The 15,932-nt window shown below is 47.1% G+C and carries 16 protein-coding genes; 2 read left to right on the plus strand and 14 right to left on the minus strand.

Annotated elements, in window-relative coordinates; genetic code table 11:
• Positions 1–7: 7 nt before the first annotated feature.
• The 12 genes from NR121_RS12505 to NR121_RS12560 all read right to left on the minus strand — a co-directional run bounded on the left by NR121_RS12505 (position 8) and on the right by NR121_RS12560 (position 12,907).
• Positions 8–1,393 carry an LLM class flavin-dependent oxidoreductase gene (locus tag NR121_RS12505; protein WP_256831267.1) on the minus strand — a complete coding sequence of 462 codons (1,386 nt, stop codon included), beginning with the start codon at positions 1,391–1,393 and terminating at the stop codon, positions 8–10.
• 14 nt (positions 1,394–1,407) lie between these two features.
• Complete coding sequence (locus tag NR121_RS12510; protein WP_054819950.1) at positions 1,408–2,073, minus strand: methionine ABC transporter permease; 666 nt, start codon at positions 2,071–2,073, stop codon at positions 1,408–1,410.
• Positions 2,066–2,833, minus strand: coding sequence for a methionine ABC transporter ATP-binding protein (locus tag NR121_RS12515; RefSeq protein ID WP_137670695.1), 768 nt, complete (start codon positions 2,831–2,833; stop codon positions 2,066–2,068). The genes NR121_RS12510 and NR121_RS12515 overlap by 8 nt, the downstream gene beginning before the upstream one ends.
• Before the next feature lie 33 nt (positions 2,834–2,866).
• Positions 2,867–3,739 carry a MetQ/NlpA family ABC transporter substrate-binding protein gene (locus NR121_RS12520; RefSeq protein ID WP_256831269.1) on the minus strand — a complete coding sequence of 291 codons (873 nt, stop codon included), beginning with the start codon at positions 3,737–3,739 and terminating at the stop codon, positions 2,867–2,869.
• 69 nt (positions 3,740–3,808) lie between these two features.
• Positions 3,809–5,242 (minus strand): LLM class flavin-dependent oxidoreductase, encoded by a 1,434-nt coding sequence (locus NR121_RS12525; RefSeq protein ID WP_256831270.1) that lies wholly within the window; start codon positions 5,240–5,242, stop codon positions 3,809–3,811.
• Positions 5,243–5,365: 123 nt separating this feature from the next.
• Positions 5,366–6,028 carry a methionine ABC transporter permease gene (locus NR121_RS12530; protein WP_054820117.1) on the minus strand — a complete coding sequence of 221 codons (663 nt, stop codon included), beginning with the start codon at positions 6,026–6,028 and terminating at the stop codon, positions 5,366–5,368.
• Positions 6,021–6,779 carry a methionine ABC transporter ATP-binding protein gene (locus tag NR121_RS12535; protein WP_256831271.1) on the minus strand — a complete coding sequence of 253 codons (759 nt, stop codon included), beginning with the start codon at positions 6,777–6,779 and terminating at the stop codon, positions 6,021–6,023. Before NR121_RS12535 ends, NR121_RS12530 begins: the two co-directional genes overlap by 8 nt.
• 17 nt (positions 6,780–6,796) lie before the next feature.
• On the minus strand, positions 6,797–7,615 hold the full coding sequence (locus NR121_RS12540; protein WP_062406624.1) for a MetQ/NlpA family ABC transporter substrate-binding protein: 819 nt from the start codon (positions 7,613–7,615) through the stop codon (positions 6,797–6,799).
• Between the two features lie 60 nt (positions 7,616–7,675).
• Positions 7,676–8,875 (minus strand): acyl-CoA dehydrogenase family protein, encoded by a 1,200-nt coding sequence (locus NR121_RS12545; protein WP_054820120.1) that lies wholly within the window; start codon positions 8,873–8,875, stop codon positions 7,676–7,678.
• 18 nt (positions 8,876–8,893) lie between these two features.
• On the minus strand, positions 8,894–10,273 hold the full coding sequence (locus tag NR121_RS12550) for an LLM class flavin-dependent oxidoreductase (protein ID WP_256831272.1): 1,380 nt from the start codon (positions 10,271–10,273) through the stop codon (positions 8,894–8,896).
• A 14-nt stretch (positions 10,274–10,287) separates the two neighbouring features.
• Positions 10,288–11,667: an LLM class flavin-dependent oxidoreductase gene (locus NR121_RS12555; RefSeq protein ID WP_256831273.1), complete on the minus strand. Its 1,380-nt coding sequence runs from the start codon at positions 11,665–11,667 to the stop codon at positions 10,288–10,290.
• A gap of 55 nt (positions 11,668–11,722) precedes the next feature.
• Positions 11,723–12,907 carry an acyl-CoA dehydrogenase family protein gene (locus NR121_RS12560; protein WP_256831274.1) on the minus strand — a complete coding sequence of 395 codons (1,185 nt, stop codon included), beginning with the start codon at positions 12,905–12,907 and terminating at the stop codon, positions 11,723–11,725.
• 325 nt (positions 12,908–13,232) lie between these two features.
• Here NR121_RS12560 and NR121_RS12565 point away from each other — a divergent pair, with 325 nt between their 5' ends.
• Positions 13,233–13,934 (plus strand): transposase, encoded by a 702-nt coding sequence (locus tag NR121_RS12565; protein WP_171005954.1) that lies wholly within the window; start codon positions 13,233–13,235, stop codon positions 13,932–13,934.
• Positions 13,935–14,004: 70 nt separating this feature from the next.
• Here the strand turns inward: NR121_RS12565 and NR121_RS12570 are convergent, their stop codons facing one another.
• A complete protein-coding gene (locus NR121_RS12570; RefSeq protein ID WP_054820125.1) occupies positions 14,005–14,493 on the minus strand; it encodes a copper amine oxidase N-terminal domain-containing protein in 489 nt (162 codons plus the stop codon).
• A gap of 102 nt (positions 14,494–14,595) precedes the next feature.
• On the opposite strand from NR121_RS12570, the gene NR121_RS12575 reads away from it, so the two are divergent.
• Positions 14,596–15,267: an HAD family hydrolase gene (locus tag NR121_RS12575; protein WP_054820126.1), complete on the plus strand. Its 672-nt coding sequence runs from the start codon at positions 14,596–14,598 to the stop codon at positions 15,265–15,267.
• Positions 15,268–15,407: 140 nt separating this feature from the next.
• Here the strand turns inward: NR121_RS12575 and NR121_RS12580 are convergent, their stop codons facing one another.
• Positions 15,408–15,620 carry a DUF6366 family protein gene (locus tag NR121_RS12580; protein ID WP_062406613.1) on the minus strand — a complete coding sequence of 71 codons (213 nt, stop codon included), beginning with the start codon at positions 15,618–15,620 and terminating at the stop codon, positions 15,408–15,410.
• Between the last annotated feature and the right edge of the window lie 312 nt (positions 15,621–15,932).

Here is a 15,932-nt window from a genome sequence, read left to right on the forward strand (position 1 = left end):
GGCCCCCTTAAGTCAAAGACGTTGTTGTTGTACGGCGGTATACGGAACCCGGATGCCCTTCCGGGAGCTGAACCGTCCCTTTTCCAAACAACCGCTCACGAAGAGTCGTTTCTTCATAGTTTTCCCTGAACAGCTTGCGTTTTTGAAGCTCGGGGACGACCAACTCCACAAAATCCTGCAGCGTGCCGGGAGAAAGGAACTGGGATACGTTGAAGCCGTCGATGCCGGCCTCCTCCACCCAATACTGCAAACGATCAGCTACCTCCTCGGCCGTACCGACAACGAACAAGCCCCGGCCGCCTATCGTGCCAAGAGTTTTCACCACTTCGCGGACCTTCAATTTCTTCGGACTGTGCTTCGTGAACTGGGCGGCCGAAGTCTGTCCGTGATCGGTCTCCACATACTCCAGATCGTCCTCCGGATCATATGCGGACAAATCGTAGCCGCTTCCCCCTCCGTAATGGGCAAGCACGCCCTCTACACTGTATAATCGGGCGTATTCCTCATATTTCCGCTGCGCTTCTTCCGTCGTCCGGCCGACAATCGTCGCAACCCCGGCAAACAGCTTGATATGTTCAGGATTGCGGCCGAACGCGCGGGCCTGCCGACGGATATCCTCGCCATACTGCCGCAGCCTGTCGACTGTCCCTCCTCCCAGGAACACCGCTTCCGCATGCTTTGCGGCGAAGGCCCGGCCACGGGCCGAGGTGCCGGCCTGATAGATGACCGGCGTTCGCTGAAGGGACGGTTGGCTTAAATGGGGGCCCGGAACTTTGAAATATTTTCCCTCATGATGAATGAAGTGAACTTTATCAGGATCCGTGTAGATCTGCTTTTGCACATCCCGGATCACGGCATCGTCCTCCCAACTGCCTTCCCACAGCTTATAACTCACATCCATATACTCTTCTGCGATTTCGTACCGCTCGTCATGACGCACCATATGCTCCAGCCCAAAATTTCTGGCGGCACTGGGCAAGTACGAGGTGACCACATTCCACGCGATTCGTCCCTTGGTCAAGTGATCCAGCGTAGACATTCGCCGTGCATGACCAAACGGATGCTCATAGGTGGTAGAGGAAGTAACGGCAAAGCCCAAATGCTTGGTCACGAGCGCCATGGGCGGGACGACGAAGAACGGATCGTTGCAAGGAATTTGCACGGATTCGCGCAGCGCCGTTTCGTCTCCCTGCTTATATACGTCGTAAACACCGACCACATCCGCAAGAAACAATGCATCAAACTTGCCCCGTTCAAGCAGCTGAGCCAGCTCCGTCCAATAAGTTATATCCGTGTACCGGTGCCGGGTGTTATCCGGATGACGCCATAAGCCGTGTGCCAGATGACCGACGCAGTTCATTTCGAAGGCGTTCAAATGCATTTTTTTGGGCATCGTACACACTCTCCTTACAGCCGTTTATCCAATTTGCGTACAATCAGGTTACCCGTAAATTGAAAGATTTGCACAAACAGCACCATAATGATGATCGTGACGAACATGACGTCGGTCTGATAACGATAATATCCGTAGCGGATGGCAAAGTCGCCGATACCGCCCCCGCCCACCAGACCGGCCACAGTGGAATAGGACAGAAAGCTGACCGTTACAATCGTAATCGAATTGGCAATGCCCGAACGGGCCTCCGTATACAGGACCTTCCAGACGATCTGGAACTTATTGGCCCCCATCGACTCGGCGGCCTCCACCACTCCGCGGTTGACTTCAAGCAGGATTTGTTCAATAAACCGCGCAAAATAAGGAACCGCATTGATGATCATCGGCACGGTAGCCGCCGTCGTGCCAAGCGCGGTGCCGACGATCAGTCTTGTAAACGGGATGATGGCGATCATCAGAATAAGGAACGGAAAGGAACGGATTAGATTGACAATGCCGTTTAAGATCACATAAAACCGCGGAGCCTTCAAAAACGATCCCGGTCGGGTAAGAAACAGCACCGTGCCAAGCGGCGTACCGATAGCAACCGCAATCGGAATGGTCAAAACAAGCATATAGAACGTTTCTCCGATCGCCTTCAGAAGCTCCGGCCAAGCATAAATAATGTTATCAAGCATAGGCCGCTTCCCTCGTTTCCAAGGAAATTTCATTCTTGAACAAGTACTGGGCGATCGGAGATTTGGGAGCGATGTTGCTTTCGCGCAGATTAAACTTCTCGACCACCCGTCCATGTTCCATGACGGCTACTTTGTTGCATATGGCTTTGACCACGTTCATTTCATGAGTCACGATGACGATGGTAATGCCAAGCTTCTCATTAATTTCCTTGAGTGACGCCAGAATACTTCCCGTCGTTTGCGGATCGACGGAAGAGGTCGGTTCGTCACACAACAAAATTTTCGGTTTATTGGCCAGCGCCCGGGCAATAGCGACCCGCTGCTTCTGCCCCCCGCTTAATTTGGCCGGATAGGTCTTGGCCTTATCCAACAAACCCACCATCTCCAGGCATTCCTCAATGCGCTGTTTGCGCTGCTCCTTAGGCACCTTGGCGATTTCCAGCGGGAACGAAACGTTGTCGTACACATTCAGATTGTTCAGCAAATTGAAATGCTGAAAGATCATGCCGATGGAAAGCCGTCTCTTGCGCAGTTCCCGGAGAGATAGCTGGGTTAAATCTTCCCCATTCACCAGCACAGAGCCCTCATCGGGTCTTTCCAGCAAGTTGATCATTCGAAGCAGCGTAGATTTTCCTGCCCCGCTGAATCCGATCAGACCAAAAATATCTCTTTCCTCCACCTTCAAGGATACGGAGGAAACCGCTTGAAGCGGACCTGTGGGAGTCGTGAACGTCTTGCCGACATTTTGAAAATGGATCATGGTTACCTCTCCTTTCGCGTGATCGGGTTAAGCTTATTTATTCAAATCGTCAAGAAATAGAATCGCGTCCCCGTATTTCGATGTATAGTAATCTTTAACCGCCTTGCTTTGGAAGGCTTTCTGCAATGCCTTGACCTTCGGTGAGCCAATCAGGTCGTTACGAACCGCTACAATCGATTTGTAAGGCAATCCTTCTCCGGTTTCGACCGCCAAGGAATCCTTTTTGGGATTCAGACCGATCTGAACCGCCGTACCGGCAAACAAGAATCCTACATCCACATCATCCAGCGTACGCTGCAGCATCAGCTGATCCACTTCCTTGAACTTAAAGTTATGCGGATTGTCGGTGATGTCCTTCAGGCTTGCATGGATGACTTCCACGCCATCCCTCAGCTTCAACAGGCCCAGGTCGCGCAGCATGAACAACGCGCGTCCGTTATTGGCCAGGTCGACCGGTATGCCGATGGTTGCACCGTCAGGCACTTCATCAAACGACTTGTATTTTTTCGAGTACAGCCCTGAAGGTGTGAATATGGTGTAGAACGCACGTGAAATATTTTTTAATCCATGATCGGCAACAAACTGATTAAAGTAAGCCTCGTGCTGGAAAAAGTTTGTGTCGGCCTGACCGTCATTCACCATTTTGTTCGGTTGAATAATATCGTTGACCACCACATGCTCAAGGATATAGCCGTCTTTGGCCAATTCTTCCTTTAGAATTACGGCGATTTCCCCGCTAAACCCGCTATCGCTCATAATATGCTTAATGACTTTGTCCTCGGATTTCCCGGCTCCCGCTTCGGTTTGCGAACCTGTTGTCGATGATGCAGGCCCGGCCGTATTCCCGCAGGCGGCAGTCAGGGAAAGCAATAGGGATATCATGATCAATGTAATGGCCCTTTTCACGACATATGACACTCCTTATCCTGTTTTTTGCGTATGCATTCGTATGAAAAAGAAAAGACATCCCGTTCCTTATGTACTTAAAGGATGGATGTCTCCAGTGAACTGGTCGGCATTGAATATGGGGGTGGGATAAGCATCTTTATTGCGGTATTGCGCAGCAGGATGATGATCAGGGAGCCGTTTGTTTCCCTGTCCGAACAATTTTTCGCGCAGTGTCCCTTCTTCGTAATCCAGCTTGTAAATGCCACGTCTCTGCAGCTCGGGTACGACCAAATCAATGAATTCGCGCAAGCTTCCCGGTGTGATGAGATGGGCTAGATTAAATCCGTCGATGCCGGTTAGCTCCATCTTCTCCTGCATATGGTCGGCAACCTCCTGAGGTGTTCCGGCGAACACCCAGCCTTGACCGCCCAGTGTACCGATCCTGTCCATGACTTCTTTGACCGTCAGCTTTTTGGGAGCAAAAGTCGTGAATTGGGCCGCTCTTGTCTGTCCATGATTCGTATTTTTGTATTCCAGATACGAGTCCGGATCGTATGCAGACAAATCATAACCGCTAGATCCGGCAAATTGCGCCAGAGCCGCCTCCCGACTCCACAGTGATGCATACTGTTCGAACTTTAGTTGTGCCTCTTCCTTCGTTTCGGCTACAATGACATTCAATCCCGTGAACATTTTGATGCTTTGCGGATCCCGGCCCAGCTTCTCGGCCTGATTGCGCATGTCCTCCACATAAAACCTTAAAGCCTCCGGCGTCTGTCCGCCGACAAATACGCATTCCGCGTGCTTTGCCGCAAAAGCTCTTCCCCGCTCCGAGCTGCCGGCCTGGTAAATCACAGGCGTGCGCTGCGGCGACGGTTCGCTTAGATGGGGCCCGGGTACTTTAAAATAGGTCCCTGCATGATGAATTTTACGGACTTTGTTCGGGTCCGTATATATATTGCGGTCGACATCACGCACTACCGCATCCTCGTCCCAGCTTCCTTCCCACAGCTTGTAGACAACTTGCAGAAATTCGTCCGCCAGCTCATAGCGTTCATCGTGTTTAATCATTTCATCCAGGCCGTAATTTTTGGCTGCATTAGGCAAATAAGAGGTGACAATATTCCATGCCAACCGGCCTTGGGTCAAATGATCGAGCGTCGAGAACCTTCTGGCATGGGCATACGGGTGTTCGTAGGTGGTCGTTACCGTGACCGCAAAGGAAAGGTGCTTGGTGACCAAAGCCATTGCCGGCACAATTAAAGCGGGATCGTTCAAAGGAACCTGCACCCCGTCGCGAATGGCCGGAGCACCGCTTTGCCGATATACATCGTAGATGCCTGCAACATCAGCCAGGAATAAAGCGTCGAATTTCCCCCTTTCCAGCAGTTGGGCGATGTCCACCCAATATTCCAGATCCTTGTAACGATGCCTTTGATTATCGGGATGCTTCCACAGGCCGTGAGAATTGTGCATGGCACAGTTCATATCGAATGCATTCATTAAAATATGTTTCCCCATCCTCACGCCTCCTTCGATAATATGGTATTATATGTTATATTTGTATTGTCCTGGGGTTTATATTAATACCTTATTTCCGATGTGTCAAGTAGGAATTTTATTTGCAAATAACTCCGTTTACTCTTATCGTTTATCCAAATATCTGGCTAAACGACTGCCGCTAATCTGAATCACACAAACTAAAACGATCATTACAAAAACGGTAGCGAGCATAATATCCGGTTGATAACGGTAATAACCATTGCGAACGGCAAAATCCCCGAGTCCACCCGCGCCAACAACACCGGCTATGGTAGAATAAGATATTAAAAGAATAATAATATTAGATAAGCTAACCACGATTCCTGATCTTGCTTCAACAAACATCACTTTCCATACAATTTGAAATATATTGGCTCCCATTGAAATAGAAGCTTCGATGACCCCCTTGTTTACTTCCACCAATGATTGTTCTATTAATCTGGCGAAGTATGGAATAATAGCGATCGAAAGCGGTACAGCAGCAGGGACCGTCCCGACGGATGTACCTACTAACAGCCGAGTAAACGGAATCACGGCTACAATTAAAATTAATAAAGGAAATGCGTTAACTAAATTAACGAATGAATTGAGAAGATTGAATAGATAGGATTGCTCCAGCAATTGCCCTTTTCTTGTTAAAAACAGAATGGTTCCTAAGGGAATTCCAAATATGATACCGGACGCTACCGAAATTCCTACCATGATTGCCGTTTCCTTGGCGGCTTCCATAATATCAGGGAGTTGTTGTATGATGTTGTCAAGCATTTAATTTCATCCTTTTGCCCTTATTCAAAATTAATTTAGCAATTTCAGACTTTGGATCATATTGCTGATCGGATAAAGTAAATTCCTCCAAAATGCTCCCTTTTTCCATTACGGCTACTTTATTGCAAATTTTTCTCACTACATCCATCTCATGCGTAACGATCACCATGGTTATATTTAGCTCCTGATTAATTTTCTTCAGAAAAGCCAGAATGCTTTCCGTTGTCTGGGGATCTAAAGCGGATGTAGGCTCATCGCACAATAAAATTTTGGGATTCGTTGCCAAAGCCCTCGCAATGGCAACTCTTTGTTTCTGACCCCCGCTTAAGCTGGATGGATATTGATCTGCTTTATCCTCCAATTGAACAATGGAAAGGCATTCTTCGATTATACTTTTACGTTTAACTCCTGGTATTCCGGCAATTTCTAATGGGAAAGATACGTTGTCATAAACGGTTTTATTATGAATCAGGTTGAAATGTTGAAATATCATGGAAATCGATTGCCTTGTATGCCGTAATTCTTTCTTTTTTAAAGTCATGATATTTTTTCCTTCGATAAGAACTTCTCCTTCATCGGGTTTTTCAAGAAGGTTAATGGTACGGAGCAGAGTCGACTTTCCCGCCCCGCTGAAACCGATAATCCCATAGATATCCCCTTTTTCTACATTCAACGATACGGATTTAATCGCTTCAAAGGTTACGCCCTTTTTAACTTTATATATTTTCTTTATGTTTTTTAATTGTATCATTTCATGACCGACCTCCTTTATTCAAATACAGGAATAATATCCCCCTCAAATGTTGTCTCAATAAATTTTTTAACATCCGGTGAATGCAGGACGGTTTTTAATTTTTCAATTTTTTCGTCATTTTGGTTATCGGCTCTGGTAGTAATAACGCCAATAAATTCAGATGTCGAGTCTTCCGCCAGTAGCGCATCTTTTAAATGAAGCCCCACAGCGGTTTGATAACCGCCTAATATAAACGCCAAATCTACATCATCCAGAGATTTGGCCGACATCCCTTGATCCAGTTCCACAATTTTGAAATTTCTCTTGTTTTCAATGATATCTTTTTTGGTAGCCGATAATCCTACCCCTTCTTTTAATTTGATGAATCCATGTTGTGCCAGGAAATCAAGCGCTCTTCCGTTATTGGAAGGGTCTTGCGGTATACTGATTGTTGCCCCGTCGGGAATATCGTTTATGTTTTTATAACGGTTAGAATAAAGTCCGGAAGGCCAAGCCAACACTTTAATTGCTGCAACCAATTGAGTCCCGTGTTGTTTGTTGTAGGATTCCATGTAAGGAATATGCTGAAAAGCGTTGGCATCCACACTTTTATCATTCACGAGTTCATTCGGCTGAATAATGTCATTTACAAATTGGATTTTTAAATCGATACCTTGCTCTTTCAACTTGGGTTGTATATATTCGAGTATTTCCGGAAAACCATTAAACGAAGGATTCGTTGCTATCACTAATGTATTCCCTTTTACTTCACCAGCATTAGTGGCTGCCTGCCCGCAGCCGCTTACCAGAACCATCAAGCTAATGATTAAACTAAAAAACGAAATTCTATTCATGTTCTCCTCCAAAAACTTCTGTTATTTTTTATAAATCTTTTTTCAGGATGGTGCATCACTTTAGTTCCATAGATCATCCGTAATTCCTACAAGTTTTTTCCCGATCATTTCACGCGCGATATGATTAGACGGCCCCATGGCGATACCTGCGCGGGCATCCCGGTATAACCTCTCCAGCGTTCCTTCGCGGTAGCCGAATCCTCCGCTTACATCAAGTCCAATTTGGGCAATCTCGTTTGCTGCATCGGAAGCCAATACTTTAAATTCAAGCAAACTGCTTTTCAGTTCTTCCGGAGCGTATTTTTCTCCGCTTTCCAGCCATTCATCCAGTTGTAAAGCCAAATCTTTCTGCCAGGCCTGCAGGCCGGCCGTTAAAATTTTCGCTTTTGCCAATTGACTGCGAATAATTTGATAATCACTTAATGCCTTATTCACGTCTTGATGGACTTTCCGCTTGGCGTAAGCGAGTGTTTCGTCCAAAATCCCGATAGCGGTTCCGGTCCATGTAGCCCCTAAGCCAATCAAGTAAGCAATACCGTTTTGAACAATTTCCTTTCCCTCGCCTTCTTCGCCTAAACGATCCTTTTCATCTACATAAACATCCCGAAGACGAAGCGAAGAGCTGTGATTTCCGCGCACTCCCATTGCGGACCATTCTCCGGGTTCTATCCCTTCTTGATGGCCATCCACGATAAAATAGGTGATGTCATCCGGCGATTTGGCATTTGGCGTTTTCGTCTGGAATACATAAAAATCCGCAAATCCGCTGCTCGTAGTAAAAGACTTTTGTGAATTAATAATATAACCGTTATCCTTTCTTGCGGCTTCACTCAGGTTGTACCAGTAATGGCCTCCGGTCGCTCCTTCGCTGGTCGAAGTCGTTCCGAACTTTCCGCTGCGGACAGGTTTCAACCAACGTTCCCACTGCTCCTCATTTCCGTGGGCGTATATCGTACGGGCTGCCTCAACATGCATGGTGTAGATTAATGCGGTGGAGGGGCATGCCTTCGCAATTTCCTGTACAGCAATCCCAAAGGCCGAATAGTTTAATCCCCATCCCCCTAATTTTTCCGGCAGTAAAATGCCGTTAAATCCCTCCTTCGCAAGAGCGGCAATATTTTCACTTGGAAATTCTTTATTTCTATCAATACGATCTGCATTGGGGCGGATCACTTGTTCCACAATTTTACGAATGTTTTCACGTACTTCATCGAGTATCAAAGCGGCATTGTTTTTATTTTCAGAAATAATTCCCGACATAAGGCTGCAAGCCTCCTTTTATATAATTTCTCTGGCAAACCGTACCTGCTCCGTACTTTTGGCGTTAAGCGTCCTCAGATTGTCCCTCAATGTTCCGTTTTCAACATATTCCGTCCTTGCCAACCCGCGTTTTTGTAAAATCGGCACCACCAGCTCCACAAACTCTTCCAACGAACCGGGCATATAGGCCGGGCTTAAGAGAAAGCCGTCCCCTCCCACCTCGTTCATTGTCTCTTCCATCCAATCGGCTACTTGCTCCGGCGATCCAACCAACTGGGGAGTCATGACGCCTCGGCCGTGTAACATCCCTGCCTCACGAATGGTCGCATTTGCAGAGCTGCTGTGTTTATAAGCGTCAATCATTCCCTGAATCCCCGGCACTTTTAAATCGGCAATGAATTCGTCAAGACCGTGTTTGGATAAATCGTAGCCCAAGTGTCCGGACAAGATCGTCACCCCCGCTTCGGCCGGAACGAGAGCATTGTGGAGTGCGGCTTTGGCACGGGCGATGTCCTCCGTCTCTCCAACAAACACTTGCAATCCAAAACAAACCCTGACATCATCCGGGTCGCGCCCAACTTTCACTGCCTCTTCTTTTAAACGATGATAATAAACCTTCATGGCTTCGCGATCGGGCTGAAGGGTAAAAATAAGCTCGGCGTGCTTGGCGGCAGATTGGATCCCGCGAGTCGATTGACCCGCCTGAAGGATGACGGGGCGCCCTTGCGGGGAACGATCAATATTCAGCGGGCCTTTGCACCTAAACCATTTCCCTTCGTGGTGAATCGGATGCACTTTTTCCGGATCGGCAAAGATATTATTTTCCGCATCCATCACGATCGCATCCGGCTCCCAGCTTTCCCATAACTTGTAACATACCTCCATATACTCATCCACCCGATCATAGCGCTGATCGTGGGATAAATGGTATTGTTCGACATTCAACCCAAGGTTTTCGGATGCATTCTTATGAAAAGCGGTGACGACATTCCAGCCGACACGTCCGCGTGACAGGTGATCCAGCGTGGCCAGTTTTCGCGCAAGAATGTATGGCGGATAACCCGCCACCGAGAACGTCATGGTCAGGCCAATATGTTGGGTGACCGCACCCATAAATGACATCAAGACCGACGGTTCATAGCACGGCACTTGCGAAGCATAGCGCACGGCACTTTTGTAGCTGTTCTCATACTCGGAATAAATGCCTTCCGTATCGGCAAAAAATACGGCATCGAATTTGCCTCTTTCGGCGATGCGGGCAATCTCCTGCCAAATCTCCGGACGATTCCATTGAAAAGCATTCGTCATCGTCATATTCCGCGGATGTTTCCACGTTGCGCTGCTGTGATGAGTGACAGGCGGCATCATATACTGGAGCAAGTGCATTTTCTTTTTCATGAGTTATTTCCCTTCTAGAATTGTAAGGAAAAACGATTTCGATATTGGCGTCCCGGGTGGTGGTCCGGCAATTGGTCATAGCCGAATAAGTTTTTCCGGAAAGTACCTTCCTCATAATCTTTACGGACAAGACCCCGCGATTGTAAGACCGGAATCACATGATCCACAAAGTCTTCAAATGTACCGGGCGTTACCGCATAAGCGATATTAAAGCCGTCAACTCCCGTTTCATCTATCCATTGTTCCATGATGTCAGCAATTCTTTCCGGTGTGCCTACGCCTACCAGGCCCATTCCCCCGACCCCTACGAAGTCGGCAACCTCTCCTATGGTCCATTGCTTGTTTGGGTCGATTTTCGTAAATGTTTCAATCGCAGAATGAATCGCATCGTTTTTTACATATTGAATTTTGTCATCCGGGGCGTATCCGGCAAAGTCTACACCGGTCCACCCTCCGAATAATGCCAGGCTGCCTTCATAACTGACATAGCTTTGATACTCACGGAACTTCGCTTCCGCTTCTTCTTGTGTACGTCCAACAATGGGGGTAAATAAGGAAAGAATCTTGATTTCCTCCGGATTGCGGCCGGCCTTTTTGGTCTCTTCACGCAATGCCTGCACAAATGTTTTGCCGATTTGTTCGGTTGGAACGCTAATAAACACAAGTTCGGCATGTTTAGCTGCAAATTGGCGGCCTCTTTTGGAAGCACCCGCTTGAAAAATGACCGGTGTCCTTTGTGGTGAAGGTTCGCATAAGTGTGCTCCGGGCACCTTATAATATTTTCCTTCATGTCGAATATCGTGTACTTTCCCGGGATCGGTATAAAGCTTTTGTTCTTTATCCAATACGACAGCATCGTCCTCCCAGCTGCCTTCCCAAAGTTTATAAACAACCTCCATATATTCATCAGCAATTTCATAGCGTTCATCATGGTTGATTTGTTGATCCAGCCCAATATTAACCGCAGCACTGTTCAAATAAGAAGTAACGATATTCCAGCCGATACGCCCTTTGGTCAGATGATCCAGCGTAGACATACGCCTTGCAAAAATGTAAGGATGCTCATAGCTTGTGGAGGCCGTAAGTCCAAAACCTAAATGTTTTGTCACTTGGGCCATGATAGGCACGACAAAGGCCGGATCATTAACGGGAACCTGTGCGCCCTGGCGTACCGCCGGGTCACGCGCCCCCCGGTAAACATCATAGGTGCCTAACACATCGGCAAGAAAGATGGCGTCAAATCGTCCCCTTTCCAAAACCTTGGCTAAATGGGTCCAATATTCCGCATCTTTATAGGTTGATGATTTGTCCTTCGGATGTGACCATAGACCCGGAGATTGGTGTCCTGCGCAATTCATATCAAAAGCGTTCAAATATATTCTTTTTTTTGTCATGTCCATTTCCTCCCGGCTATTTTCATTCTATGGATCTGCAGTTTGACCATATTTATCAGGAATAAGCGCTCGGGATTGGATATTCCCCGGTTAACAGCCATTTCCCGATATTTTTTCGCTTATATTCAATCGGGTTATGAAGAGAATGAAGACGAACATTTCGCCAGAACCGATCGAAGTTGTTTTTTCTTGTCGCGGAGCGCGCCCCCATGACTTCAAAAATATTGCTTGTCACATTTAGCGCCACCTTTGTGCCAAAAGCATTGGCCGCACCTGTAAACAGAACCGTTTCCCCCCGTTCCTCCGCGGTCAGCGACCGGTCTTTCGCCCAAGCTTCGTCTACTTTTTCACCGGCTTTTTCTACCAGCTGCACGGCCGCTTGAACATCAATCCAAAAATCGCCATAACGACGTTGAATAAACGGATCATCTATCGCCTGTTTATAATCGGTCAGGTACCAGGGGCGCGATTTGGAAAGGGTATAATTCCTTGCTTCTTCCAATGCCCCTTCCGCACTTCCTACAAAAACATTGGCCAAAATAATTTGTGAAAGGATAGCATCCAAAGTAAAGAAAGCAGTACCTTCGGATTCGGATTTATCTAAAACTTCCTCCTTTTCCACTACTACATTATCAAAGGAAACGGAACCGCTGTCCGTTTGCCTTTGACCAATCCCATCCCAATCGTTATTCACCGTTACACCTTTTCGGGCAGTTGGAATCATCCCTGCATACGCTTTTCCATCCTCGGGATTTTCCCACAAAATTAACAGACGGTCCGAATCCCGGGAGCCGGTACTAAATGTGTTGTAGCCGTTCAGAATAAAACGGTCGCCTTCTTTTTTCCCAATTAAAGTAGGCTCGATGGGATTAAACGAATTTCCCCAAAACCAATTGTTTTTCGCCGATTCCGTATAAAAAAACTCCTTTTGTTTTGCCGTGCCCGCAAAATGCGGTGTGACTAAATGCAAAAAATGATAGCCGTATAAGTGAGCAAGCGAAGCATCGGTTTTTGCCAATTCACGAACGATGCGGAGCACCAGGGACCAGGGCTGCCCTTCGCCGCCGTATTCCGCAGGAATTAAAATGGTTAGCAGTCCGCTTTTTCGCAACGCATCCCGCTGTTCTTTAGCAGTACCACCGGCTAGTTCGCGTTCTGGCGCATCTTTTGCAAACTCTTTGGCAAGTAAAGCTGCTTTTTGCAGGAAGACATCCGGTTCTTTGACTACAGTCGTTTTCATGGTTCTCCCTCTTTCTCGTATATTTTATTTTTATAGACATCATCAATGGATCATCGCGCAATGGCCTGCATTGCAAAAATTTCTCCATTAAAAAAGAGGATTTCAATTCAAGCCATGCTTTGAATTGAAATCCTCTAGTCGTCTAGTCGGCATTTTTGAAATTATACTAAATTAATTAATCCTATGTGTCAAGTAGGAATACTTCTTGAAAATGGATGCTGTTCCTAGTAAAATTTGTTCCAAGCCAACGGGCGGTTTCTTGCAGAAACCGACCTTTTGGCGACCGGCCCAAAGTTTTGGACAATGGATTCGAGGAGGGAAACAGGTGGAAAAAGACATGAACAAGCGTTTTTCTTTGGAAGAAAAAACTCGTTTGCTTTGGAATGCTTGGCAGGAAGACAAAACCATAAAGGAGCTGGCTTCAGAGCTCGGCGTCCGGCCGGAACAGATTGCCCGGTGGAAACGCGACATTTGCGATCAATTGAAAAAATCCATGGATAACGCCGGCTGCGAAACCAATGAACAGACCGATGCAGAGAAATTAACCGCCCAGCTTGAATGGCTGAAGAAAGCATTGGCCTCCCACCTGTCCCGTAAGGAAAGAGCGGAACTGATCGACAGGTCTCCGGATGCCCTGCCCCTAAGTACGCAAACCCGGCTGCTCGGATTAAACAGGTCCAGCTTATATTACCGGCCCGTTCCCCGGAAGGAATTGATCAAGAAGAGAGTGGCGGAGGTGCAAAGCCTTTACCCGTATTGGGGTTCCCGGCGGATCGCCAAGGCGCTTCAGCGGGAGGGTTTGAATGCAAACCGCTCAACGATTCAACGGTACATGCAGGAGACGGCCCCTGAAATCTCCGTGACAACCACGGCGTCCGGCCAGGATAAACGCAGTCTGGAATACAGCTTGTACGCCTATTTGAACCAACGCGCCAATCAAAGCTCTGCAAATGAAATCCTGGAAATGGATATCCCTGCGGTCCGCATGCAATATGGCTGGATGGATATTTATGGCGGCTACCACTAATCGATTGTCTAAAATTTTAATACCGTCTTGTAATATTGGAGCAGTTTCATACCATTGACTTTATTCTTTTTTATCGAACCGGATCTTTATGATAAAAAAATAAAATGGAAAAAGCGCCGAACAATGCGGAAAAAATGACGACGACGCCTACCATTTCGGAATCATTTTTATCCTTGTCTGAAACCATATTGACTACATATACTGTCTTTTTGTCATACAGCGATGCTTTACCTCCATCCAGTCCATTCATAAGATTATCGACTGTAATCTTGTCCAGCTTCACAAGCTCTTTCCCTTTGTCCGGTTGAGGCTTGGCGGGTTGAACGCCGCGGTTTGACGGAGCTTTGTCAGTGATCGAGATAGCTTGTGTCTTGTCATCGTAGGCAACATTCTGATGTAAGCTTTCTGCAATAAAACGCAAAGGAACCATCGTGGTTTGATTGATCATTACGGCAGGCTGTTCCAAGGGTACCGGTTGGCCGTTTACTGCTGCGACGTTATGATCTATGGTAAGCTGAATCGTATCCGATATAGTATGGATGTCCCCTGAAAAATGCATTACTGATCGAAATGCCGCCTTGGAATCAAGTTAAGCCGGCCTCAAGCTTGACATCTCGAACTAGTTTATGCAATACTCCGTTACAATACAGGAGGCCTAACTATGAACAAAGATCAAATCCGATGGATCTTCTTCGATCTTGGGGAAACGCTGATCGACGAATCAGCACCCATATCCGAAAGTATCCGTCAATTTACCGAGCAAGCCGCTCTTTTGGGCTATACATTTCGCCCCGATCAAGTACAAGCCGCTCTGCAGGAGGCTTACCGGAAGTTCGCCCCATTTCCGATGCGCAGTGTGATGGAGGCATGGGTTCCCTCGGAAGAGCATCGGGCGCAAATCAAGCGGGGCATGACGTACCGGAAAAATATGGAGCGCCCATTTCCGTCGGCCTTGACCCTCCTGCAGTCCTTGTCTCGACAGTACCGTATCGGCATCATTGCCAATCAGGGGCCCGGCACGCCTGCAAGACTGGAAACCTACGGCTTCTCTCCTTATATCTCCGTTTGCTGTGCATCGGCCGAGGCGGGCATGGAAAAGCCCGATCCCCGCTTTTTCCTCATGGCTCTGGAACAAGCGCAGTGCCGGCCGAAGCAGGCGGTCATGATCGGCGACCGGATCGATAACGATATCATCCCCGCCAAGCGTCTGGGCATGAGCGCGATCTGGGTCCGGCAGGGAGACGCGCGCTTTCAGCCCATTCCCGCTGGAGCTGAAGCCCCGGACGCCATCTGCGAAACGATTGATGAAATACCGGCTTTGTTTATACCGTAAGTCCGCATACCGAACCGAAGCGACGGTAAGACGGTAGATTCCTAGAATGTTGTACTGCAAACGAATAAGCGTATTCGAAAAAAAACTCGAATACGCTTATTCGTTCAAGTGGTGAAAAATGTATCATCGTCCCTCTCATTTTAAAACAGTAATTTATAAATTACATACCCTATAAGCAATATTAAAATTAAAATTCCGGTGCCTTTCCATCCCAAACCGCCAACGAGATCAGCTAAATTTCCAAATTCAGCACGATTTACTCCATCACTAAACGCACCAGCAGGATTTTTTTTTAATTCTTCTCGTCTTAAACGTTCTCTTGTTTCTTCAGGCGATTCTTTACGAGAGTCCAAATTACCCGCCTCCTGATAATAACCTGCCCTTTTCTTCACTGCGAGCAGCTTGTTTTTCTTTCATTATAGAATATACTTCTACAACTATTCCCAAATACCTTGTTAAGCGATTTGATTTTATACTAATAATGTTTGATTGCCGCATATCTTTTGTCTATACCAAATCAAACGGAGTAGCGTAGTATAAATCATATCTCATAAAGGGGGTTGACAACATATGGCAAAGAATCGCAAAAAAAGAGTTATCGTCGTTAAATTAGGGCTTGCTGAACAAGATTAGTTCCATCTACACCCAACGCAAGTCTCTAAACC

Origin of the sequence: Paenibacillus sp. Pae15 (genome assembly GCF_024519685.1) — a bacterium.
In the GTDB taxonomy this organism is placed as follows: Bacteria; Bacillota; Bacilli; order Paenibacillales; family NBRC-103111; genus Paenibacillus_G; species Paenibacillus_G naphthalenovorans.